We start from the raw sequence: 24,608 nt of genomic DNA, 5'->3' as shown, positions 1-24,608 counted from the left end.
GGGGCTTTTTTATGAGTGCAATTTTTTGGTAACCTAGTTTTTATGTCATTTGTAAGGAAAGCGTTGTGAAAAAATATATCGTTGCCCTAGATCAAGGCACTACAAGCTCACGTGCCATTGTGTTTGATCAACAAGCAAAAATAGTGGCCCAAGCTCAACGTGAATTTAAACAGATCTACCCAAAAGCTGGTTGGGTAGAACATGATCCCATGGAAATATGGTCATCACAAAGCTCGGCACTTACAGAGGCATTAACTCGTGTAGGGATATCAGAAGACTGTATTGCTGGTATTGGTATAACAAACCAAAGAGAAACAACCATTGTCTGGAATAAAAAGACAGGTAAACCAATATACAACGCCATTGTTTGGCAATGTCGAAGAAGCACTGAATATTGTGAAAAGCTCAAAGCAAACGATCTTGAACCCCTTATAAAGCAGAAGACCGGCTTAGTACTCGACCCTTACTTCTCTGCGAGTAAAGTTCGGTGGATACTGGATAATGTTGATGGCGCTCAAACGCAAGCGGAAGCAGGTGAATTACTTTTTGGTACGGTTGATACATGGTTAGTCTGGAAGCTAACCAATGGAAAAGTACATGTAACGGATCCCACCAACGCTTCAAGAACCATGTTGTACAACATACATAACCACAGCTGGGATGATGAGTTACTCAATTTGTTTGGTATTCCAAGAAAAATGTTGCCGAAAGTAGAAGCATCGAGCGAAATCTATGGTCAGACCCGTGATGGAAATATACCTATTGCAGGAATTGCAGGGGATCAACAAGCGGCATTATTTGGTCAATTATGTGTTCACCCTGGGACGGCGAAGAATACTTATGGTACAGGTTGTTTTCTGTTGATGAATACGGGGCAGAAAGCCATTCAATCTAAACATGGTTTATTGACGACCGTTGCTGTCGATCATCAGGGACGACCGTGTTATGCATTAGAAGGCTCAGTGTTCATGGGAGGAGCAACGGTTCAATGGCTCAGAGATGAAATGTGTTTAATTCGTCATGCGAGTGAAACAGAATATTATGCCGCACAGGTTGATGATAATAACGGTGTTTACTTGGTGCCAGCATTTGTAGGATTGGGAGCACCTTATTGGGATCCAGATGCTCGAGGTGCGATTATAGGGTTAACACGCGGTGCGAACAAAAATCATATTATAAGAGCCGCATTAGAATCCATTGCGTATCAGAGTAAAGAGCTACTACGTGCCATGGAGCAAGATGGAAATCTTGAAGTTTCAAATTTAAAAGTTGATGGTGGCGCTGTGATCAACAATTTCTTAATGCAGTTTCAAGCCGATATTGGTGATGTGGTGGTAGAGCGTCCTCACACTAATGAAACCACAGCTTTAGGAGCCGCCTTTTTAGCCGGTTTAGCCGTAGGATATTGGAATGATGTCGAAGAACTTGAAGCGTCCATCAGTATAGAAAAACGCTTTGAACCTAATATGTTAAATGAGCATAGGCAAGAGCTATTTTCTGGTTGGTTAGAAGCTGTGAAAAAAGTAGGCGTTAACGAAGCCACTTTTTAATTTTTGGGATCTGCAACATAATTCCAGAAACACAAAATAATATTACAAATAACGCAGCTATTCTTATCAACCAATGATTGAACTGCAAACCGTCATCAATATTTACATCTAAGAAGTGCAATTGCATTAATAAATCTTTCAGTCTGCTGGACGAATTCTGATGTGTGATCACCGTTGCCGTACTGGCATCAATAATTATGTTGGTTTGCTTGTCATCATCGACATTTATGACGTATTGCTGATGGCTCAATGTGTTTGGTTGAAAGCGTGTGATGGTATTATCAAGCAGTTTAGGCTCAGAGAAGTTGGCGGTGCCAGAATAACTTTGTTTTGCAAGCGCTAAAATTTGAGCGCTTGATAAGTGAATCGGCTCTAGCCGATTCGCCCAATAATAATAGCTGCTATCGCCTGTAATAATTTTAATTACAGGCTCATTAAGTCGATAAATGAATTCAAGCTCTAAAATTACTTCGTCATGAATCTGATTGAATTGTTTCTCTAATCTTGCAAGATCTACCGCTTCATATGCAAGAGTTGGCTTTGTTTCGATCGTTTTAAAATACGTGCGATTTGATAACCAGTCACTGGGGAGCAAGTTCAGTGCTACGCCACTTAAAATCCAAGCGCATAATGGAAGTGAAAGCACTAAAGTTAGATAACGATGATATTTACGCCACATTATTGCTCCCTCTTTCTCACATGGTGTTTAATCCATGGCGTGAGAAGGGAAAAACCGATCAAAGCGGTTAAGAGTGTTATTAGGCTAAAAAAGGATAATAAAGGATTATGAATATCCTCACCTTCCCAATAATCCATAATGTGAAATCGCCAAAACCAATCAAAAGCACGCCAATAGTTATGGCGCTTTCCTACTAAATGGCCACTATCAGAACTGAAATACAATGTGTCATTAGCCAAGTTTTCAAATGTAACTTTCCAAACTGACTTATGGCGTGAGCTAATTTCGGTTGGCGGTGCTGCCAACAACGTAATGTCTTTAATTGCGGACGAGTGTGCGTACCATTGATGGACTTGATGTTTGATATAATCACGATCGATCATTGATGCAGGCTGCTTTGTTATCATATCGATACGATATAACTTATCGTCTATGTAGAATTGAACTTCTGGAGTGGGCGTCGATAAGACTAGTTTAATACGTTGTGCCGTCGGATATGCATTGTATATCTTATTAAAATCTTGAGTAATAGACGCTGATATGGAGTGAACGTTCACAGGCGTTTTAATTAAGTTATTGCCTCGAATGAAATTAATGTCAGTCAGTACCATGTAACTACCTGATAATCCCCAAACACAAAACTGTAATAAGGCAATCAGCGACAGTATCCAATGCCATTTTCTGAAGCGTTTCCACATAAGAAATTACATGCCCTAATGTTATTTTTGTTGTATTGGATGAACTAATTGAGATCAAGCTTAAGGAAGTTTGTGATCAAATTAAACCTTTAACGAATTAATAAATAATTTAGATCAACTTTAACCTAAAAATTGAAACCTATATTCAACAAGGGCTGTGGCATAAAAATAGCCGCCAAAGCGCATTACATCTGGATTTCAGCAAGTGAACAAATCTTGACTTTTCTTGCCAACTATCTCTAAACTTAGCTTTGGTGGGAAATTGTGGGTATTTGTGGATCTTAATTCTAAAAGCATAGATAAACTTTCTAGATGTGCATAGTAAAAACCATGCTATTTAGTTGTTAAACAAGGATGATATAACGTGTTTTCAGGTGCTAGCAGTATCAACTTAGATGCAAAAGGTCGGTTCGCCATTCCGGTGCGATACCGAGATCTATTGCGAGTTGAATCTGAAGGCAAGCTGGTAATCACGGTTGATATCCAATCTTCTTGTTTATTGCTTTACCCCCTATACGAATGGCACCAAATTGAAGCAAAGCTGATGCAATTATCTGACACTCAGCCCACAGAAAGGGCTTTGAAGCGATTGTTACTTGGTCACGCCCACGAATGCGAATTAGATAATAATGGTCGCATCCTTTTGCCATTACCACTGAGGCAGTATGCCAATTTAAAGAAGCATACCATGCTGGTGGGTCAACTGAACAAATTTGAATTGTGGGATGCTGATTTATGGCAGCAGCTCATAGAAGAAAGTAAACAAAAAATTGCCACTGAAGACTTAGCGAGTAATGAACGTCTCGCTGATTTTTCGTTGTAGTGAAACTGAAAAGAAGAGCTTTATGAGTGAAAAATTCGCCCACGTGTCTGTACTGCTTCAAGAAACGGTAGACGGACTAAACATTAAACCAGATGGCATCTATATTGATGGAACCTTTGGACGTGGGGGGCATTCAAACCTCGTTTTGTCTCAACTTGGCGCAAACGGTAGATTAATTGCGATTGATCGTGACCCACAGGCGATTGAAGCCTCAAAACGCTTTGCCGATGATGAGCGTTTTCAGATCGTTCATGGTGGTTTTGGGCAATTAGAACGTTATATCAATGAGCTAGGGCTTTCAGGGAAAGTCGATGGCGTATTGTTGGATTTAGGCGTGTCTTCACCTCAGCTTGATGATGCAGAGCGAGGGTTCAGTTTTTTGCGTGATGGCCCTTTAGATATGCGCATGGATAATAGCCAAGGGCAAACCGCTGCGGAGTGGATTGCTCGTGCAGAGATTGAAGATATGGCTTGGGTATTCAAAACCTACGGTGAAGAAAAAAATTCACGCCATATTGCACGTTGCATTGCAGCAGACAGAGAAAAAACGCCATTTTTAAGAACCAAAGAGTTGGCGGATCTGATTTTTCGTATTACCAAGAAAAAAGAAAAAAATAAGCACCCTGCAACTCGAGTGTTTCAAGCTATTCGTATTTATATCAACAGTGAATTAGAGCAGATTGACCAAGCGCTAGAAGGTGCATTAAACGTGTTAGCACCTAAGGGACGCTTGTCGGTGATCAGTTTCCATTCATTGGAAGACAGAATGGTAAAACGCTTTATTCGCCGTAATAGCCAAGCGCCTGAAGTACCGTTTGGAATGCCAATCAGCAATGAAGAGCTCGACAAGCAACGTAAGCTCAAACCCATTGGCAAAGCGCAAAAACCATCGGACGCTGAACTTGAATTGAATCCGAGAGCAAGAAGTTCGGTTTTGCGAGTTGCAGAACGACGGGAATATTAAGGAAGCATGATGACAAAAGGACAGTTGAGCCTACCGAGGATCATCTTTCAGGACTTAATGAATCATAAGCTCCTGCTTTTTTTGTCGTCTTTCGTTATTTTCAGTGCATTAGCCGTCGTGTATTACAGTCACGAAACTCGTGAGTTAACGAACGAATGGGATCGCCAATTACAAGAGCGAGACAGTTTAGATATTGAGTGGCGTAATTTGTTGCTCGAAGAACAAGCACAAACCGAGCACAGTAGAATTATTCGAATTGCAACGAAAGACCTTCATATGAAGCGGCCGTTGCCAAAAGAAGAGATTGTGGTGAAATTACCATGAGCAAACAAGCAAAGAAGAAACAACAACCTCAATTGATCCCAGTTCGTTTATACGTGCTAGTGGGCTTTGTGTGCCTGATGTTTGTTAGCTTGGTTGTGCGTGCGGCTTATATTCAGCTCGTTGAACCAGAGCGATTACGTAAAGAAAGTGACATGCGTACGTTAAGGACAACGAGTACAGAAGTGCATCGTGGTTTGATTACGGATCGTAACGGCGAAATGTTAGCTGTGAGCGTACCCGTAAGAGCTGTATGGGTGGATCCCAAAGTGGTACATGAACGTAACGGCTTAAGAGAACGTCGCCGTTGGCAAGCATTAGCCGATGTATTGCAGCTTCCTGTTGAAAAAGTCTTACAACGGGTGACGGTCAACCCCAAAAAACGTTTCACCTATCTTAAACGGCAAGTCACACCTGCTGTGGCAGATTATATTCGCCAGTTGAAATTGCCGGGCGTGTATCTTAAAGCTGAATCACGACGTTATTACCCTACTAGTGAAATTGATGCACAGCTTATCGGTATTACTAACATTGATGATAAAGGCATCGAAGGTATTGAGCGTGCATATGATCAATGGCTAACCGGTACACCGTCTAAGCAACAAGTACGTAAGTCTCGTGATGGTAAAGTCGTTGAAAGACTGGATGTGGTTCAGCAAGGTGAAAACTCCAATGATTTAGTATTGAGCCTTGATCAGCGAATCCAAGCTCTAGCTTATAGGGAATTGAAGCGAGCAACAGAATATACTCAAGCAACGTCAGGCAGCATCGTCGTATTGGATGTGCACACTGGCGAAGTGTTGGCGATGGCGAATACGCCTTCATATAACCCGAATTCGAGAGAAGGTTTGCAAAGTTATCGAATGAGAAACCGAGCTTTAACGGATTCTTATGAGCCTGGTTCAACAATTAAGCCCTTTGTGGTTGCTGCGGGTTTAGAAGCCGGAACAATCAAAGAACATGAGCTTATTCCAACGTCTCCTGGATGGATGCGTATCGGTGGCCGTAGAGTAAGAGATTCCAGTAACCATGGTGATATGTCTTTATCTCAAGTGCTGATTAAATCCAGTAATGTGGGGATCAGTAAAGTGGCGTTATCTATGCCTGTTGAACAACTACTGGGAACGTATCAATCAATGGGACTTGGAAATTATTCAGGCATTGATTTGATTGGTGAGAGCGCCGGCATCATTCACGATAGACCGCGTTGGTCTGATTTTGAACGTGCAACATTGTCGTTTGGTTATGGACTTACTGCAACACCACTGCAATTGGCTCGTATGTACGCCACGTTAGGCAGTGGTGGGATTTTGTATCCGACATCCATTTTGAAATTAACCAAACAACCTGAAGGACAAAGAGTACTTGAACCGCATGTCGCTGAGAGTGTGATGAAAATGTTGGTTGGTGTGACAGAAAAGGGCGGCACGGCGACTAAAGCACACATTGCAGGTTACCCAATTGCTGGTAAAACCGGAACCAGTCGTAAAGCCGTTGCAGGTGGTTATGGTGATGATTATGTGGGTTTATTTGCTGGTGTAGCGCCAATCAATAACCCAAGACTCGCAATTACCGTAGTGATCAACGAGCCTAAGGGCGATCATTATTACGGTGGTGATGTTGCAGGACCTGTATTTGCAAAAGTGATGTCTGGCGCATTACAAATGCTCAATGTTGAGCCTATTAGCTCAACTGAACAGTCTAGAATGGCGGCTTATTCTCGGGGGATAAAATAATGCTGATTAAGGATCTCCTTGCGCCATGGTTTCATTACAGTGGTGAAGAGAGCGTAAAAGAATTACAGCTGGACAGTCGAAGCATCACTTTAGGTGATGTATTTGTCGCTGTACCGGGTTACGAAGTTGATGGTCGAAAATTCATTTCATCAGCCTTCGAAAAGGGCGCAAATGCGGCATTAGTTCATACCGATGAGCCGGAAGAACACGGGAAGGTGACTCGTTCGGAACAAGGTCTATTAATATATTTTTTCCGTTTAAACGCACAGTTATCAGCGTTAGCGATGCAGCGATACCCTGTTGACCCAACTAAAATGACGGTGATTGGTGTAACTGGCACCAATGGTAAAACGACAGTGACGCAACTTATTGCCCAATTAAGTGAAAGCATTGGCAAGACTGCTGCAGTTATGGGAACGACGGGTAACGGATTGTGGGGGCAGTTGGAAGAAACGGTCAATACCACTTCTGATGCCATTACCGTAATGCGTGAATTACACCGATATCAAAGTTTAGGTGCTCGCACCTGTGCTATGGAAGTTTCCAGTCACGGTTTAGTACAGCACCGTGTTGATGCGGTACCGTTTTCAACAGCAATTATGACCAATTTAAGCCGTGATCATCTTGATTTTCATGGTGATATGCGGTCGTATTCTAAAGCTAAGCAGACACTCTTTAAATTTATCAGCCTCAATAATGGCTTATTGAATTTCGATGATGAAACGGCGCAATCATGGCGTTTCGATCTTAAACCTCAAATTGCCAGAAGCTTTAGCTTAAAAGATGATATCAATGCTGAGTTTTACATTGAAGATGCACAGTTTAGCAATACAGGCGTCAAAGCGCAGTTAGTGTGGCCAGAGGGCCGAGCACAACTTGAATCACCGTTACTGGGTATGTTTAATCTGTCCAATCTCGTTGCAGCTATTGCAGCCTTGTATTTGGAAGGCGCAGATATGAACGTGTTGTTAGAACACGCAAAAAATCTAAAGCCTGCTATGGGACGGATGGAGCAATATCAAAAAGACGATGTTGCTGTTGTGGTTGATTATGCTCATACACCAGATGCACTTGAAAAAGCACTTCAAACACTGAGGCAGCATTGCCAAGGTGATTTATGGTGTGTGTTTGGCTGTGGCGGCGATCGCGATAAAGGTAAACGTCCAATCATGGCCGCTGCTGCTGAAAGCTATGCTGATAATGTGGTACTCACCAGTGATAACCCACGCCGTGAAAAACCGGAGTCGATCATTGAAGATGTATTGACAGGTTTCAATGAGCCAGAGCGTATTACAGTGTGTGTTGATCGAGTCGAAGCAATTAAGAGCAGCGTTCAACAAGCCAAGCAGGGCGATATTATTCTAGTAGCCGGTAAGGGCCATGAAACTTATCAAGAAATTGACGGTGTTAAGCATGACTACGATGAACGGGCATTGATTGCACGGTTGATGGAGACATGTGGATGATTCTGTTATCTCTTGCTGAGTTAGCGAAAGCATTAAATGCCGATTTAGTCGGTGAAGATTGCCAAATTAAAGCCGTCAGTACAGACAGTCGCTCAATTCCTGAAGGCGGAATGTTTATTGCACTCAAAGGCGATCGTTTTGATGCCCATGATTTTATAAACGATGGATTATGCCAACAAGCAACCGCATTATTAGTTTCAAAACGTTTAGATGTAGGCATTCCCCATTTGGTGGTTGCTGATACTAGAGTTGCTTTAGGGCTACTCGGCGCATATGTTCGCCAGCAACTGGATATTAAAGCGATTGCAATTACGGGCTCTAATGGCAAAACCTCAGTAAAAGAGATGGTGGCAAGTATTTTCTCTGAACAATACTCGGTGCTCTACACTGCTGGCAATTTCAACAATGACATTGGTGCACCACTGACGTTATTACGATTAGAGCAACAACATCAAATAGGTGTTTTTGAACTAGGTGCCAACCATAAAGGTGAAATTGATTACACCTCGAACCTCGTTAAGCCAGATGTTGCCTTAGTGAATAATATTGGTGCAGCTCACCTTGAAGGTTTTGGCAGTATTGAGGGTATCTCAGAAGCGAAATCTGAAATTTATTACCACCTGAAATCAGGTGGTACGGCTGTCATAAATCAAGATGATAAGTTCGCACCGTATTTAAAAGGCGTTGCTAGAGCGCACAAGATAAAAACGTTTGGTTTAAGCGATGAAGCCGATGTTACTGCTATAAACGTACAAAGTACGGCCGATGGCCGATTTGGGTTTACGCTCAAAACAGCCAAAGAACACCAAGGTATTCAACTCAAACTCTCAGGCCATCACCAAGTGCTTAATGCGCTGGCTGCGACGGCAATCGCATTAGCGTTGAACGTCGACTTAGCGACGATTAAAGAGGGGCTTGAAAAAGTAGAGGTGGTAAAAGGCCGTATGCAACCACATCAACTGGGGCGTTTACTCCTTGTTGATGATAGTTATAATGCCAACCCTTCATCTGTTAAGGCCGCTATTGACTGGCTTGGTGAGCGTGATGGAGTGAAGGTTTTGATATTGGGAGATTTAGCTGAAGTAGGTAATGATGCACAGCATATGCTGAAAGAGCTAGGACAATATATACAGAAAACCTCGCTCACTCATGTTTTGACGTTAGGGAATGAGATAGCTGCACTTTCAAAAGAAAGCCATTCAAATGGATGTGACGGAAAACATTTTGACAATATTAATGAGTTAAAGAAGTTCTTGATGACAAATATTTTTACCCAACAAGGGGCAATTAACTTGTTAGTAAAAGGATCGCGAAGCGCCGCAATGGAACGTGTCGTAGAAGCTGTATTAATCGCACACAACAGCGGGGAGTTGATTTAATGCTGGTATACCTAGCGGAGTATTTAACCCAGTTTTATTCAGGGTTTAACGTTTTTTCTTACTTGACGTTCAGAGCCATTTTAGGCCTGCTAACCGCTCTTTTATTCAGTTTATGGTTAGGGCCAAAATTGATCGAACGCTTGCAACTGATGCAAATTGGTCAAGTGGTTCGTAATGACGGACCTGAATCTCACTTTAGTAAGCGTGGCACACCTACGATGGGTGGCTTGCTGATTTTATTTGGTATTTTTGCCAGTGTATTGTTGTGGGGAGATTTATCCAGCCGCTATGTGTGGGTAGTCCTGTTTACTCTATTCAGCTTTGGATTGATAGGCTTTATTGACGACTATCGTAAGGTGGTCAGAAAAGACCCTAAAGGATTGATTGCGAGATGGAAGTACATATTCCAAAGTCTTGCTGCACTCGTGGTAGCATTTTACTTATATTCGAGTTCAATACGTCCGGATGAGACACAATTAGTGATACCGTTTTTTAAAGATGTAATGCCACAACTGGGTATCTTTTTTGTGATTTTAGCGTATTTCACGATTGTTGGTTCAAGCAATGCTGTTAACTTAACCGATGGGCTTGATGGTTTAGCGATAATGCCGACGGTAATGGTCGCTGGTGCATTCGCATTAATTTCTTACTTGTCCGGTCATGCTCAGTTTGCTGAGTATTTACATATTCCCTATTTACCAGGTTCTGGAGAGTTAGTGATTGTCTGTACCGCTATTATTGGTGCCGGTTTAGGCTTTTTATGGTTTAACACCTATCCGGCTCAAGTGTTTATGGGCGATGTGGGATCATTATCATTGGGTGCAGCTTTAGGAGTGATTGCAGTATTGGTTCGCCAAGAGATCCTACTTGTGATCATGGGTGGCGTGTTTGTAATGGAAACGGTTTCAGTAATTCTCCAAGTTGGTTCATATAAGTTACGCGGCCAACGTATTTTTAGAATGGCGCCGATTCACCACCATTACGAGTTAAAAGGCTGGCCGGAACCACGGGTGATCGTGCGCTTTTGGATCATATCTTTGTTCCTAGTCATGCTAGGTTTAGCTACATTGAAGTTGAGATAAAAAAATGAAAAGCACTCATACACATATCGTACTTGGACTGGGAGTCACTGGACTTTCGGTCGTACGCTATTTGTGTAGCCAAGGTATCATACCTTTGGTGATGGATACTCGTGAACATCCATCGGGTGCTGCAAAACTTCGTGATGAATTTCCTACCGTACCGCTGAAAACAGGAAACTTTGATGTACGCCTGTTGATTCAAGCAAATCAAATCATCATCAGTCCCGGAATTGCGATAGATACTCCTGAGGTGAAAGCTGCCATTGATGTTGGCATTGAAGTCATCGGTGATATTGAACTGTTTGCTCGAGCTTTAAAAAAGCAGCCTCCCAAAGTGATTGGGATTACGGGTTCGAACGGGAAATCAACCGTTACAACGATGGTTGGTGAAATGGCAAAGGCAGCTGGATTAACAGTTGCTGTTGGTGGGAATATTGGTACGCCAGCGTTGGATTTGTTGAAGTCAGAAGCTGACTTGTACGTCCTAGAGCTAAGCAGTTTTCAATTGGAAACCACATCAACGTTAAACTGTATTGCGGCGACATGTTTGAATATTTCAGCGGATCATATGGACAGATATGATTCGATTAATACCTATCGAGATGCGAAACACCGATTGTATCGACAATCAAAGCTGTGTGTCATAAACCGTCAAGACTCAATGACTAAGCCAATTGAAGCATCCAATGTAATTAGTTTTGGTTTAGATGTACCAGAGTCAGATGACTGGGGTATTGCTAATGGTCAGTTTGTTCGTGGTATTAGTGAAATCATGCCAATAACAGATGCTGCTGCCGTTGGCAGTCACAATCAAGCTAATATTCTTGCTGCTATGGCACTTGCTGAAGCCGCAGACATTTCACGGGCGGCGATGATTGAAGTAGTACATCACTTTAAAGGTCTAGCACATCGTTGTGAAAAAGTGGATGAGGTTGATGGGATTACATACATCAATGACTCAAAAGCTACAAATGTTGGTGCGACACTCGCAGCGTTGCATGGTCTGAAAGACGAGCTTGGCGACATTATTTTAATTGCTGGCGGAGATGCTAAAGGTGCTGATCTTCAGTCATTGACTCAAGGGCTCGCGTTCGTCAGTCAGTTAATTGTATTTGGTAAAGATGCCCCTAGCATAGCGAAGCTCAACAATAACACGCTTATTGTGAATAATATGAATGAAGCGGTAACCAAGGCCGCAGAGTGTGCTGATGCCGGTGATATTGTATTGCTATCACCTGCTTGTGCATCCCTAGATATGTATAAAAACTTTGCCGAGCGTGGCAATGATTTTAGGCAAGAAGTAGGGAGGCTGCATGGCAACGAATGACAAACAGCTGAACCTTTTTGGTACCGAATTTAAATGGCGGTTACCGAATTGGTTAACGGAAGACCGTAGGCCGGGTAATCAGCTTTATGACAGAAAACTGCTTTTGGCCATTATTGCTTTATTAGCAATTGGATTTGTAATGGTGATGTCGGCTTCAATGCCTGAGGCTGAAGATTTAAAAGGCAATCCATTTTATTTTGTAAATCGCCAAATTTTTTATTTATGTGGTTGTGTCGTTATTGCTGCAATCACGCTAAGAATTGAGGTTAGCTGGTGGCAGAGGATGAGCCCTTGGATGCTTATCGCTGTGTTTTTGGGATTAATTGCCGTATTGCTGGTGGGACACACCGTTAATGGTGCAACTCGCTGGCTCAACTTAGGCCCGATTCGTATTCAGGTTGCCGAGGTTGCAAAGTTTACGTTTTGTGTTTATTTAGCAGGCTATTTGGTGCGTCGACACCAAGAAGTGCGTGAACGCATGTTTGGTTTCTTGAAACCCATTTTGGTTTTAATTGGATGTGCAGGCCTGATATTGATGCAGCCGGACTTAGGTTCAGTTGTTGTATTGTTCGTTATTACTATTGGCTTGTTGTGGCTTGCAGGTGCAAGGCTGATTGATTTCTCATTAATGTTGCTGTTTGGCACTATTTTGTTTGTTTTTTTGGTGGTCACAGCGGAATACCGAATGCGTCGTGTAACGTCATTTTTGAATCCGTGGGAAGATCCTTTTGGTAGCGGTTATCAATTAACTCAATCACTCATGGCATATGGTCGTGGTGATTGGGCTGGGCAGGGATTAGGTAATAGCATTCAAAAGTTGGAATATTTACCAGAAGCACATACCGACTTTATCTTTGCGGTCATAGGCGAAGAGCTTGGTTTTGTGGGCATTGTGATCATTCTCAGCATAATTTTGTTTGTGGTATTGCGTGCTATTCAGCTTGGTAATCGTTGCTTGCAAGAGAATAAGCCGTTTGATGGATACTTAGCGTATGCCATTGGCATTTGGATTTGCTTTCAAACCATTGTAAATGTTGGGGCCAGTATTGGTATGTTACCAACCAAAGGTTTGACTCTACCCTTTGTCAGTTATGGTGGCAGTAGTTTATGGATCATGATGACGGCTGCAATGTTGCTGATACGGATAGATTATGAAAGACGGTTGGAGCAGATACAGGCTGTCCAACGAAGAGGTAACGCATGAGCGAAATAAGCTCTAAGAATAAAAGATTATTGGTAATGGCTGGTGGCACTGGTGGTCATGTATTCCCAGCGCTTGCCGTCGCAAAAATATTATCCAGCAAAGGTTGGGAGATTCTGTGGCTCGGTACTCGAGAACGTATGGAAGCTCAAGTCGTGCCTAAGCACGGCTTTAAAATTGAATTTATTGATATCCAAGGTGTTCGTGGCAACGGTATTGTTCGCAAATTGATGGCGCCGATCAAAATCATGCGCTCCATCAGTCAGGCAAAAACAATCATCGACAGTTTTAAGCCTGATGCAGTGCTGGGCATGGGAGGTTTTGCTAGTGGCCCAGGTGGCGTAGCAGCAAAACTTTCGGGTATTCCATTAGTGCTACATGAACAAAACGCAATACCAGGGATGACTAATAAATTATTGTCTCGTATTGCAACAAAAGTATTGTGCGCATTCGAAAGCACCTTCAACAAGCAAATTAAAGCACAAGTGGTGGGCAATCCGATACGCCAAGAACTGATTGAAGAATATGAACAAAGTTCTGATAACAATGCACTCAAAGTATTAGTGGTGGGTGGCAGTTTAGGTGCAAAAGTGTTTAATGATTTGATGCCGATAGTGGTGGCAAATTTAAGTGCGAATCAAGCGATAACAGTTTGGCATCAAGTTGGACGTAATAATTTGGATACCGTAAACCAAGCGTATGCAAAACAAAACCAACAAGATGTCGTTCAGGTGGCCGAATTTATAGATGATATGCAAGCGGCCTACCGTTGGGCTGACGTGGTTTTATGTCGTTCAGGAGCATTAACGGTGTCAGAGCTTGCAGCGATGGGGAAACCGAGTTTGTTAGTACCGTACCCACATGCAGTGGACGACCATCAAACTCTGAATGCACAAGTACTTGTAGAAGCCGGAGCTGCATTACTGTTGCCGCAACCTATTGCGACAGTAGATTTGTTAGTAGAGAAACTAACAACGTTAGCTCAGGACAGAAAAGAATTAACACGTATGGGGCAACAGGCACGAAAAGTTGCGATCCTTGATGCGGCTGAAAAAGTAGCCGATGTCTGCTCCAGTGTAGCGGTGAAAAAATAAAATGACGAATAAAGAGAAGCAAGCAAAACTTAGAGAGCAAATTCCAGAAATGCGTCGAATCAGACGAATTCATTTCGTGGGAATTGGTGGCGCTGGTATGGGCGGTATTGCTGAAGTGCTACTTAATGAAGGTTATGAGATCAGCGGCTCTGACATTACTCATAATAGAGTCAGTGACCGTCTGGTGGCTTTGGGGGCAAATGTCACTGTTGGTCACCATGAAAGCAATGTAAGTGGTGCAAATGTTATCGTAGTCTCAACGGCTATTTCAGAGACTAACCCAGAAATAATTGCGGCTAAAGAGCAACGTATTCCTGTGGTTCGACGCGCTGAAATGTTAGCAGAATTAATGCGTTATCGTCATGGTGTCGCTGTAGCAGGTACACACGGTAAAACGACAACAACCAGTTTAATTGCATCAGTATATGCTGAAGCAGAGCGTGATCCGACATTTGTGATTGGTGGTCTGTTAAACAGCGCAGGTACTAATGCTCGCTTAGGTACAAGTCGTTACTTAATAGCTGAAGCTGATGAAAGCGATGCGAGTTTTTTACATTTACAACCGATGGTAGCAGTAGTTACCAATATTGAAGCCGATCATATGGATACATATGGCGGTGACTTTGAAACATTAAAAACGGCATTTATTGATTTTATCCATAACTTACCTTTTTATGGCTTAGCGGTTGTGTGTATTGATGATCCTGTGATCAGAGAGTTATTGCCTCGCATTGGCCGTAAAGTTGTGACTTATGGTTTCAATGAAGATGCTGATGTTCGAGCCATAAACTTTAAGCAAAATGGCGCAGTGAGTCAGTTTACTGTTGAGCAAGTTAATGGCGAGCCAATGGCTATCGAACTTAATATGCCAGGTGAACACAATGTTTTAAACGCATTAGCCGCTATTGCTGTCGCCACTGAAGATGAAATTGATATCGCGCCTATTAAGCGATCACTGTTCGAGTTTCAAGGTATTGGCCGTCGTTTTCAAAAGCTGGGTGATTTCAACACACCAAAGGGCGATGTGTTATTAGTGGATGACTATGGCCATCACCCTAGCGAAGTTGCCGTAACCATAAAAGCGGCACGAGAAGCTTATCCCGATAAGCGTTTAGTGATGGCTTTTCAGCCTCATCGTTATTCTCGTACTCGTGATTTGTTTGAAGATTTTGCAGAAGTATTGTCGCAAGTGGATTGTTTATTATTGCTGGAAGTTTACGCCGCCGGTGAAGATGTTATTCCTGGTGCGGATGGTCGTGCATTGTGTCGTGCCATCAGGCAAAGAAGTAGAGTAGAGCCAATTTTTGTTGCTGAAAAATCACAGTTAAAAACGATGTTGCCTGAATTATTACAAGATAATGATTTATTGCTGACACAAGGCGCCGGAAATATCGGTATGATCTCTCGTGAGCTGGTTACGACAGAATTAGGCTTTAATTGTTGATAAAACGACACTAAAGCAAGTTTTTATAAATAAGATATGGCATTCTATTAATAGGAAACAGTGCCAGTGCTTGATTAGAAGAAAAAGTGGAGCAGGCAGACAAGGTGAGTTGGAAAACAAAATACCAAAATTTGCGTGAAAAATTACACCAAGTAAATTGGTATTTAGTGTTTGGCATCACTTTTCTTGGCGTCGTGATTGCAGGGATCGTCGCCGTGTCACTCCAGCTTAAGCATATGGTTAATGATGCTAATGAATTACCGATTGAAGCTGTGGTGATTCAAGGGGAACTGAAATATACCAATGCACATGAAATACAAGTGGCATTGAGGAGTTTGCTCAGTTCAAGCTTTTTTAATGCCGATGTTGAGCGGGTTCAAAAACGGCTAGAAGCATTACCATGGGTATACCGTGCTTCAGTAAAGCGTGAATGGCCAGCTAAATTGAAAGTGCTGATTAAAGAGCAAGATGCTGCTGCGCATTGGAATAGTAAAGACTGGCTCAATCAATATGGTGATGTGTTTAAAGCGCCGCAGGTTGATGCACAAACGAATAAATTGCCGCAATTGTTCGGACCGGACGATTCGGCCAAAGAGGTATTGCAGGGCTATAAGCAAATGAATGCACTGCTGACCATCAATGGTTTTGAAATGAGAGAGCTGAGTTTAACGCCGAGACATGCATGGCATATCCAGTTAGACGATGGCATTGAGTTGAACTTGGGGCGTGAAGATAAAATGAGCCGAGTTCAACGTTTTATTGATGTTTACCCTGAAATTTTAAAGCAAGGTAAACCAATAAAAAACGTAGATTTACGTTATGACACAGGTTTAGCCGTAGGCTGGGCAGATAGGAAAGCGAGAGTCGACAACGAATGACCAAGAACCAAGAAAGAAACCTAATCGTTGGGTTGGATATAGGAACCGCTAAGGTCGCCGTCATTATTGGTGAAGTGATGCCTGATGGTGAAATTACGATTGTTGGCGTTGGTAACCATCCGTCCAGAGGTATGGATAAAGGTGGTGTTAACGACTTAGATTCTATTGTGCGCAGCGTTCAACGAGCGTTGGATCAAGCGGAGTTAATGGCAGATTGTCAGGTAACTTCGGTTTACTTAAGTATTTCAGGTAAACACATTGCTTGCCAAAATGAAAACGGCATGGTGTCCATCAATGATGAAGAAGTGACACAAGAAGACGTTGATAATGTGATACATACAGCGCGATCGGTGAAGATCCCCACTGAACGTCGAATTTTGCATGTTTTACCACAAGAATACGCCATTGATGTGCAAGATAGCATCAAAAGCCCAATTGGCATGTCGGGCATGAGAATGGAAGCCAAAGTGCATATCGTAACTTGTGCTAACGACATGGCAAAAAATATAACGAAAAGTGTTGAGCGTTGCGGCTTAAAAGTGGATGATCTGGTGTTTTCTGGAATAGCATCAGCAGATTCTACTTTAACCAACGATGAAAAAGATCTTGGTGTGTGTTTAGTAGATATTGGCGGTGGCACCACAGACATTGCGGTGTATACCAATGGCGCACTGCGTCACTGTGCCGTTGTACCAGTGGCTGGTAATCAAGTGACCAGTGATATTGCTAAGATTTTTAGAACGCCGTTATCACATGCTGAACAAATTAAAGTGCAGTTTGCGAATGCAAGAAGCTCGACAGTGAGTCGGGAAGAAAATATTGAAGTACCGTCTGTAGGCGGACGACCATCTCGTTCTATGTCTCGTCATACATTGGCTGAAGTTGTAGAGCCAAGATATCAAGAGATGTTTGAACTGATTTTACAAGAGCTTCGAGATAGTGGTTATGAAGACCAGATCGCAGCGGGAATAGTGATCACTGGTGGTACCTCATCGATTGATGGCTCAGTCGATGTTGCTGAAGCAACATTTGGTATGCCAGTGAGAGTTGCAGCACCTTTGAAAGTCAAAGGGCTATATGAATATGTAAGTCAGCCGATATACGCAACGGGTATTGGTTTACTGCACTATGGTGCAAGACGTTTAATCGATAAAGAATTAGAGCGCCCAGAACGTAATGGCGTAACAAGTTTTTTAAACCGGGCAAAAAGCTGGTTTAAAGGTGAGTTTTAAGTTTACAAGCAGGCAAATATGGAGTTCATAATATGTTTGAGATAATGGACACACACTCAGACGAAGCGGTGATTAAAGTCATCGGCGTCGGTGGTGGCGGTGGTAACGCCGTTGAACACATGGTTAGACACAACATCGAAGGTGTTGAGTTTGTAGCAACCAATACCGATGCGCAAGCATTACGTAAATCTTCTGCTGGTTCAACTATCCAGCTTGGTCGTGATGTCACTAAAGGATTAGGGGCAGGAGCGAATCCAGAGATCGGCCGTATGGCGGCTGAAGAAGATAAAGAAAACATTCGTGCCGCAATTAAAGGTTGTGACATGATTTTCATTGCAGCTGGTATGGGCGGCGGCACAGGTACCGGTGCTGCGCCAGTGGTGGCAGAGATAGCAAAAGAAGAAGGCATTCTTACTGTTGCTGTTGTCACTAAGCCATTCCCATTTGAAGGCAAAAAGCGCATGACGTTTGCTGAACAGGGAATTGAACAGCTTGGTAAGCAAGTGGATTCATTAATTACGATCCCGAACGAAAAACTATTAAAGGTTTTAGGTCGTGGGACGTCTTTATTAGATGCCTTTGCAGCTGCAAACAATGTATTACTTGGTGCCGTACAAGGTATCGCTGAGCTGATCACTCGCCCTGGTTTAATTAACGTCGATTTTGCAGACGTAAAAACCGTGATGTCTGAAATGGGTAATGCCATGATGGGCACAGGAATCGCAAGTGGTGAAGACCGTGCTGAAGAAGCCGCAGAAGCCGCAGTTGCAAGTCCATTGCTTGAAGATATCGATCTAGCTGGCGCTCGTGGCGTGTTAGTTAACATCACCGCAGGCATGGATATGAGCATCGAAGAGTTTGAAACTGTGGGTAACCACGTGAAAGCTTATGCTTCTGATAATGCGACCGTGGTTGTTGGTGCGGTTATCGACCCAGAAATGAGCGATGAACTCCGTGTAACGGTAGTGGCTACAGGTATTGGGGCTGAAAAGAAGCCAGATATCACATTAGTGAGCAAGCCCGCACCGAGAGATATTCCTGTGACATCAGCTGAACCAGTCACAGTTGCGACAGCTGAAAAAATTGCTGTTGATGAATCAAGTGTTGCAACGGCTACAGGAAATGTAGTGCAAGTGGGAGTAAGTCAAGCTCAAGCTGCACCTGCTCAAGCTCAAAAGAGTGAATTGGACTATCTGGATATTCCAGCATTCTTACGCAAACAAGCAGACTAAATAAAAATAAGCACTAGCTCGAAAGTCAGTGTTAGACAGTGACGCAGATCACTTAAATTTGTATTTTAAGTGGTGATTTTTTGTGTCATTGCAAAAGTGTGTTAGGATATCCGACCAGCCAAACCTGCCTGCGGTTTGGCTGTTGATGGGATGTCGATATTTTTGTCGCAATTAACGGTACAACGATAAACGGGTAACTGAATGATTTTTCAAAGAACAGTTAAAAAAATGGTAAAAACAACTGGAGTAGGATTGCACTCTGGTAATAAGGTAACACTTGCCATTCGCCCAGCTCCAGTAAACACTGGTATCGTATTTATGCGAACTGATCTTGAACCTGCAGTTGCTCTTCCTGCAAAGGCAGAACAAGTTCGTGAAACCATGTTGTGTACAGTGTTAATGAACGACAAAGGTGTAAAAGTGCAAACCATTGAGCACCTATTCGCAGCACTTGCGGGGCTAGGTATCGATAATGCTATCATCGATGTTGACGCACCTGAAATCCCAATTATGGATGGTAGCGCAAGCCCATTCGTGTACTTATTGCAATCAGCAGGTATAGCTCAACAAGCAGCGCCTAAGAAATATTTGCGTGTTAAGAAGCCAATTAAAGTTGAAGACGGCGATAAGTGGGCGATGCTTACTCCGCATCAAGGCTTCAGAGTTGATTTCAAAATAGACTTTGATCATCCTGAAATTGCACGCAGTCAGCAACACATGGTAATGGATTTCTCAACAGACGGCTTTGTTAAAGACATTAGCCGTGCACGTACTTTTGGTTTTATGCGTGATATTGAATACCTAAGAGCAAACAATCTTGCTTTAGGTGGCAGCATGGAAAATGCAGTTGTACTTGATGAGTTTAAAGTACTTAACCCTGATGGTTTAAGATACGATGATGAATTTTTAAAGCATAAGATCTTAGATGCATTTGGCGATCTTTATGTTGCAGGACACGCCATTGTTGGTGAGTTTTCAGCTTATAAAACAGGACACGCACTGAATAATAAACTTGTTCGAGCGTTGTTAGCCCAGCAAGAATCATGGGAACTCGTAAGTTACGAACAAGAGTCGGATGTTCCAGTGAGCTTCATGGCTCCAGATAATTCAAGCGTTTTCGCTTAATCTGAATCAGAATGCCTTTGACGGCTGGCTCTAGCAGCCAGCCGTTTTAGTTTTAGCCCTAAACTTCCCTCAGTATGTTCAGCCAAAGCCTCAATATGTGAAGCAGCTGTGACACTGAGCTTTGCGTAACTTGGCTCACTCTTTGGAGCACTAGATCGCATCCTTGGGTTGACTTTAACGTCAATTGCGGTGAGCATTGGTAACGCTTCACTTTGAAGTTTAAGTAATAAATTACTTTTTTGAAAATTGAGTCGAGCCGCCCATGTAGAAGATGCAACTTCTACAATTAACGTATTTTGACGGAAATTGGCGACTTTTATTTGCTCGACGACAGGACCCGTTAACTGTTGTTTAACAACTTGGTCCAAACGTAGTAATAATTCAGCTTTCTCTTTTAGCTCAGGTAAACGACCTGAATGGTTTAGAAGTTGACTGAGATCTTGAGGAAGCTTTTTCATAATTTAAATATTGGCTTATCGTTAATGAGTGTAACTGTATTTATTCAAGGCAAGAAAGGCGTTCAACGTTTGCATTTAGGCAAACGCTGGTTATTTCTGCCTGCGCTGATGTTAGTCGGCATCACAAGCTTTTACCATTATAGTAATGAACGCTTTGCAGATCAGCAAGCCAACATGGACTCAGTTAAAGCATTACGCAATGTGCAAAAGCAGCAAGTATTAGAATTAAAGCATGCTACAGAGTCACAACTATCTTTACTTGTTACTCATGTTGCACGCTTACAAGCAAAAATGACCCGTCTAGAAGCTCTTGGTCAGCAAGTAGCTAAGCAAAACAAACTTGATGACCAATTTGATTTTTCATCAGAAGTTGGAGTTGGTGGCGTCAGTGAATTGGGCGATAATATTGAGCTAGATTCATTGATTTCAGATATGGATAAGCTGGCCAACCATCTTGATTATAATCAAACTCAACTTTCAGTACTTGAAACTGTCGTTTCTAATCTCCATATAGATAAAGAACGCTACATTTCTGGTCGACCAATTAAAAAAGGTTGGCTCTCTTCACCTTACGGTTTGCGTAATGACCCATTTACTGGTCGTAGAGCAATGCATAAAGGCATTGATTTTGCTGGCAGTGAAGGCGAAGCAGTGGTCGCTACCGCAGCAGGTGTCGTGACGTGGTCTGGCAGTATGTTTGGCTATGGTAATTTAGTGGAAATTGACCATGGTAACGGCTTAAAAACTCGTTATGGTCACAATGAATCGTTAACGGTCAATGTTGGTGATGTTGTGACAAAAGGACAACGAATAGCGAATATGGGCAGTACTGGGCGTTCGACCGGTCCTCATGTTCACTACGAAGTGTTGCGAAATGGAAAGCAAATTGATCCGCAAAAATACGTCTACCGTAAGGCAGGCTAAGAGCAACCTCGGCTTTATTAGAATTGAATTTTAGCCTTTTAAATATAAGTGATTCAGATGTTTGGAAAATTACTGACAAAAGTTTTTGGTAGTCGTAACGAGCGCACCCTTAAAGGTTTAGGGAAAGTCGTTAATCAAATAAATGCGTTGGAAGCTGAGTACGAAAAGTTCTCGGATGAAGAATTAGCAGCAAAAACAGAAGAGTTTAGAAAACGCTTAGAAGCAGGTGAGACACTGCAAGATATCATGGCGGAAGCATTTGCTGTAGTTCGTGAAGCGTCAAAGCGTGTTTTCGATATGCGTCATTTTGATGTGCAAATGTTAGGCGGTATGGTACTCGACAGTAATCGTATTGCAGAGATGAGAACAGGTGAAGGTAAAACCTTAACAGCAACACTTCCTGCATATTTGAACGGTTTAACTGGTAAAGGCGTTCATATCATTACCGTGAATGATTATCTTGCCAGTCGTGATGCAGAATTTAACCGTCCGTTATTTGAGTTCTTAGGATTAAGCGTAGGTGTCAACGTTGCCAATCTTTCTCCAGAAGATAAGAAAGAAGCTTATGGAAGCGATATCACTTACGGAACCAACAACGAATTTGGTTTTGATTACTTACGTGACAACATGGCATTCTCGCCAGCTGAACGTGTACAACGACCACTTCACTACGCACTTATCGATGAAGTCGATTCAATTCTAATCGATGAAGCGCGTACGCCACTGATCATTTCTGGTGCAGCAGAAGACAGTTCTGAGATGTACACCAAAGTTGATAAGCTTATCCCTAATCTTGTTAAGCAAGATAAAGAAGATACTGAAGAATATACTGGCGATGGTGATTACACTATCGACGAAAAAGCAAAACAAGTTCATATGACCGAACGCGGTCAAGAGAAAATTGAACAGCTACTGATTCAAGTAGGATTATTGCCTGAAGGTGATTCACTATACTCAGCGGCAAACATTTCTTTATTGCATCATGTAAATGCAGCACTTCGTGCACATACTTTATTCGAAAAAGACGTTGATTATATCGTACAAGATGACGAAGTCATTATTGTTGATGAGCATACAGGTCGTACTATGCCTGGTCGCCGTTGGTCTGAAGGTTTACACCAAGCTGTAGAAGCGAAAGAAGGTGCTAACATACAAAATGAAAACCAAACGTTAGCGTCGATTACCTTCCAGAATTATTTCCGTATCTATGAAAAACTGGCGGGTATGACGGGTACTGCAGATACTGAAGCATTCGAATTCCAGCAAATTTATGGACTTGATACTGTTGTTGTACCAACCAATAAGCCAATGGTCAGAGACGACCGTGCTGATTTGGTTTACCTAACAGCAATGGAAAAGTACAACGCCATTCTTGATGATATTCGAGATTGTCGTGAACGCGGACAGCCAGTATTGGTGGGTACAGTTTCGATTGAACAATCTGAACTTCTTTCGCAAATGATGAAGAAAGAAAAGATCCCACATTCAGTATTGAATGCAAAATTCCATGAAAAAGAAGCTGACATTGTTGCCGATGCAGGTCATGCAGGCGTAGTGACGGTTGCTACTAACATGGCAGGCCGTGGTACTGATATTGTATTGGGTGGTAGTTGGGCAGCAGAAATTGCAGCACTTGAGAATCCAACGGACGAGCAAATTGCAAAAATTAAGGCCGACTGGCAAGTACGTCATGATGAAGTCGTTGCCGCAGGCGGTTTACACATTTTAGGTACTGAGCGACACGAATCTCGTCGTATCGATAATCAGTTACGTGGACGTTCAGGACGTCAAGGTGATGCTGGTTCGTCACGTTTCTACTTATCTATGGAAGATAGCTTAATGCGTATCTTCGCATCAGATCGTGTTTCTAACATGATGAAAAAGCTTGGCATGGAGGAAGGCGAAGCGATTGAGCATCCATGGGTATCACGTGCGATTGAAAATGCCCAGAGAAAAGTTGAAGCACGTAACTTCGATATTCGTAAGCAATTACTCGAGTTTGATGACGTAGCCAATGACCAACGTCAGGTAGTGTACTCACAACGTAATGATCTTATGGATGCAGAAAGCATTCAAGATACCATCGCAATGATTAAAGAAGACGTGCTTAACGGATTAATTGATCAGTACATTCCACCACAATCTATCGAAGAAATGTGGGATATAGAAGGCCTTGAGACTCGTCTTCTACAAGAATTTGCAATGCCACTGCCGATACAAGAATGGCTAGATAAAGAAGAAGATCTTCATGAAGAGACATTACGTGAGCGTATTGTTAATACATGGGGTGAAGCATATGTAGCTAAAGAAGAGATGGTTGGTGCAGAAGTCTTACGCCAATTTGAAAAATCAGTAATGCTGCAAACTCTAGATCAGCTATGGAAAGAACACCTTTCTGCTATGGACCATTTGCGTCAAGGTATTCATTTGCGTGGTTACGCACAAAAGAATCCTAAGCAAGAATATAAGCGTGAATCTTTTGAGCTGTTTCAACAAATGCTGGATAGCTTGAAATATGATGTCATTAGTATTCTTTCTAAAGTTCAGGTCCAAGCACAATCTGACGTAGATGAAATGGAACAGCGTAGACGTGAAGATGAAGCACGTATTCATCGTGAGTTTCAACATGCAGAAGCTGAATCAGTAGTAGGTGGTGACGAAGCTGTTGAAGCTCTAGCTGGACATACTCCAACAGTTCGTGAAGGTGAAAAAGTGGGTCGTAATGATCCTTGCCCATGCGGATCAGGTAAAAAGTACAAACAATGCCATGGTAAAATCAGCTAAATAGCGATTTAAAGCATTAAATAAAGAAAGGCGTATCGATTCGATACGCCTTTTTCGTATTTGGCATGTAATACATAGGTACTCAAAAGCTAATTTATGAGATGAAAGTACAAGTCAATCTACGAAAAAAACAGCTAAATGTGGATAACTTTGGGGGTAAGCCGTGAGTTAAATGTGTTTATTCTGAAGATAAAAAATAAATGCAAAAAAT

At 42.4% G+C, this 24,608-nt stretch carries 20 protein-coding genes and 1 pseudogene; 18 read left to right on the top strand and 3 right to left on the bottom strand.

Features of this window, described 5'->3' with window-relative positions; translation table 11 throughout:
* Nucleotides 1-65: 65 nt before the first annotated feature.
* Entirely contained in the window at nucleotides 66-1,550 is a 1,485-nt protein-coding gene (gene glpK, locus AC1EU2_RS11475) for a glycerol kinase GlpK (RefSeq protein WP_480298416.1), read from the top strand.
* Here the strand turns inward: glpK and AC1EU2_RS11470 are convergent.
* A complete protein-coding gene (locus tag AC1EU2_RS11470; protein ID WP_480298415.1) occupies nucleotides 1,531-2,229 on the bottom strand; it encodes a PepSY domain-containing protein in 699 nt (232 codons plus the stop codon). The two genes, glpK and AC1EU2_RS11470, sit on opposite strands and share 20 nt — an antisense overlap.
* Nucleotides 2,229-2,927 (bottom strand): hypothetical protein, encoded by a 699-nt coding sequence (locus AC1EU2_RS11465; RefSeq protein ID WP_480298414.1) that lies wholly within the window; start codon nucleotides 2,925-2,927, stop codon nucleotides 2,229-2,231. The genes AC1EU2_RS11470 and AC1EU2_RS11465 overlap by 1 nt, the downstream gene beginning before the upstream one ends.
* A gap of 364 nt (nucleotides 2,928-3,291) precedes the next feature.
* Between AC1EU2_RS11465 and mraZ the strand changes: the two genes are divergently transcribed.
* The 15 genes and pseudogenes from mraZ to lpxC all read left to right on the top strand — a co-directional run bounded on the left by mraZ (nucleotide 3,292) and on the right by lpxC (nucleotide 20,231).
* Entirely contained in the window at nucleotides 3,292-3,750 is a 459-nt protein-coding gene (mraZ, locus tag AC1EU2_RS11460) for a division/cell wall cluster transcriptional repressor MraZ (RefSeq protein ID WP_480298413.1), read from the top strand.
* Between the two features lie 22 nt (nucleotides 3,751-3,772).
* Nucleotides 3,773-4,714 carry a 16S rRNA (cytosine(1402)-N(4))-methyltransferase RsmH gene (gene rsmH / locus AC1EU2_RS11455; protein WP_480298412.1) on the top strand — a complete coding sequence of 314 codons (942 nt, stop codon included), beginning with the start codon at nucleotides 3,773-3,775 and terminating at the stop codon, nucleotides 4,712-4,714.
* A gap of 9 nt (nucleotides 4,715-4,723) precedes the next feature.
* A complete protein-coding gene (gene ftsL / locus AC1EU2_RS11450; RefSeq protein WP_480298411.1) occupies nucleotides 4,724-5,038 on the top strand; it encodes a cell division protein FtsL in 315 nt (104 codons plus the stop codon).
* A complete protein-coding gene (locus AC1EU2_RS11445) occupies nucleotides 5,035-6,771 on the top strand; it encodes a peptidoglycan D,D-transpeptidase FtsI family protein (protein WP_480298410.1) in 1,737 nt (578 codons plus the stop codon). The genes ftsL and AC1EU2_RS11445 overlap by 4 nt, the downstream gene beginning before the upstream one ends.
* Nucleotides 6,768-8,237: a UDP-N-acetylmuramoyl-L-alanyl-D-glutamate--2,6-diaminopimelate ligase gene (gene murE, locus AC1EU2_RS11440; RefSeq protein WP_480298570.1), complete on the top strand. Its 1,470-nt coding sequence runs from the start codon at nucleotides 6,768-6,770 to the stop codon at nucleotides 8,235-8,237. Before AC1EU2_RS11445 ends, murE begins: the two co-directional genes overlap by 4 nt.
* Nucleotides 8,234-9,616, top strand: coding sequence for a UDP-N-acetylmuramoyl-tripeptide--D-alanyl-D-alanine ligase (locus AC1EU2_RS11435; RefSeq protein ID WP_480298409.1), 1,383 nt, complete (start codon nucleotides 8,234-8,236; stop codon nucleotides 9,614-9,616). The genes murE and AC1EU2_RS11435 overlap by 4 nt, the downstream gene beginning before the upstream one ends.
* Nucleotides 9,616-10,698: a phospho-N-acetylmuramoyl-pentapeptide-transferase gene (gene mraY / locus AC1EU2_RS11430; RefSeq protein WP_480298408.1), complete on the top strand. Its 1,083-nt coding sequence runs from the start codon at nucleotides 9,616-9,618 to the stop codon at nucleotides 10,696-10,698. The genes AC1EU2_RS11435 and mraY overlap by 1 nt, the downstream gene beginning before the upstream one ends.
* 4 nt (nucleotides 10,699-10,702) lie before the next feature.
* The gene (gene murD / locus AC1EU2_RS11425) at nucleotides 10,703-12,025 is read left to right on the top strand and encodes a UDP-N-acetylmuramoyl-L-alanine--D-glutamate ligase (RefSeq protein ID WP_480298407.1); all 1,323 of its coding nucleotides are present in this window, start codon (nucleotides 10,703-10,705) and stop codon (nucleotides 12,023-12,025) included.
* Nucleotides 12,012-13,229, top strand: coding sequence for a cell division protein FtsW (gene ftsW, locus AC1EU2_RS11420; RefSeq protein WP_480298406.1), 1,218 nt, complete (start codon nucleotides 12,012-12,014; stop codon nucleotides 13,227-13,229). Before murD ends, ftsW begins: the two co-directional genes overlap by 14 nt.
* On the top strand, nucleotides 13,226-14,320 hold the full coding sequence (murG, locus tag AC1EU2_RS11415; RefSeq protein ID WP_480298405.1) for an undecaprenyldiphospho-muramoylpentapeptide beta-N-acetylglucosaminyltransferase: 1,095 nt from the start codon (nucleotides 13,226-13,228) through the stop codon (nucleotides 14,318-14,320). The genes ftsW and murG overlap by 4 nt, the downstream gene beginning before the upstream one ends.
* Nucleotide 14,321: 1 nt before the next feature.
* Entirely contained in the window at nucleotides 14,322-15,764 is a 1,443-nt protein-coding gene (gene murC, locus AC1EU2_RS11410; RefSeq protein ID WP_480298404.1) for a UDP-N-acetylmuramate--L-alanine ligase, read from the top strand.
* Between the two features lie 104 nt (nucleotides 15,765-15,868).
* Nucleotides 15,869-16,694 (top strand): annotated as a pseudogene (locus AC1EU2_RS11405) (cell division protein FtsQ/DivIB).
* Nucleotides 16,639-17,874: a cell division protein FtsA gene (gene ftsA, locus AC1EU2_RS11400; protein ID WP_129945152.1), complete on the top strand. Its 1,236-nt coding sequence runs from the start codon at nucleotides 16,639-16,641 to the stop codon at nucleotides 17,872-17,874. Before AC1EU2_RS11405 ends, ftsA begins: the two are co-directional and overlap by 56 nt.
* A gap of 32 nt (nucleotides 17,875-17,906) precedes the next feature.
* Entirely contained in the window at nucleotides 17,907-19,106 is a 1,200-nt protein-coding gene (ftsZ, locus tag AC1EU2_RS11395) for a cell division protein FtsZ (RefSeq protein WP_480298403.1), read from the top strand.
* Between the two features lie 201 nt (nucleotides 19,107-19,307).
* Nucleotides 19,308-20,231, top strand: coding sequence for a UDP-3-O-acyl-N-acetylglucosamine deacetylase (lpxC, locus tag AC1EU2_RS11390; RefSeq protein ID WP_480298402.1), 924 nt, complete (start codon nucleotides 19,308-19,310; stop codon nucleotides 20,229-20,231).
* Here lpxC and AC1EU2_RS11385 read toward each other — a convergent pair.
* Nucleotides 20,228-20,689 (bottom strand): DUF721 domain-containing protein, encoded by a 462-nt coding sequence (locus AC1EU2_RS11385; RefSeq protein WP_480298401.1) that lies wholly within the window; start codon nucleotides 20,687-20,689, stop codon nucleotides 20,228-20,230. The two genes, lpxC and AC1EU2_RS11385, sit on opposite strands and share 4 nt — an antisense overlap.
* A 24-nt stretch (nucleotides 20,690-20,713) precedes the next feature.
* Between AC1EU2_RS11385 and AC1EU2_RS11380 the strand changes: the two genes are divergently transcribed.
* Nucleotides 20,714-21,613 (top strand): peptidoglycan DD-metalloendopeptidase family protein, encoded by a 900-nt coding sequence (locus AC1EU2_RS11380; RefSeq protein WP_480298400.1) that lies wholly within the window; start codon nucleotides 20,714-20,716, stop codon nucleotides 21,611-21,613.
* 57 nt (nucleotides 21,614-21,670) lie between these two features.
* Nucleotides 21,671-24,397 (top strand): preprotein translocase subunit SecA, encoded by a 2,727-nt coding sequence (secA, locus tag AC1EU2_RS11375; protein WP_480298399.1) that lies wholly within the window; start codon nucleotides 21,671-21,673, stop codon nucleotides 24,395-24,397.
* Nucleotides 24,398-24,608: the final 211 nt, after the last annotated feature.

The sequence above is a fragment of the Parashewanella sp. 2304DJ23-3 genome (genome assembly GCF_056591695.1).
Note: the sequence above shows the minus strand (reverse complement) of the source record. Positions and strands in the feature narration are given on the sequence as shown.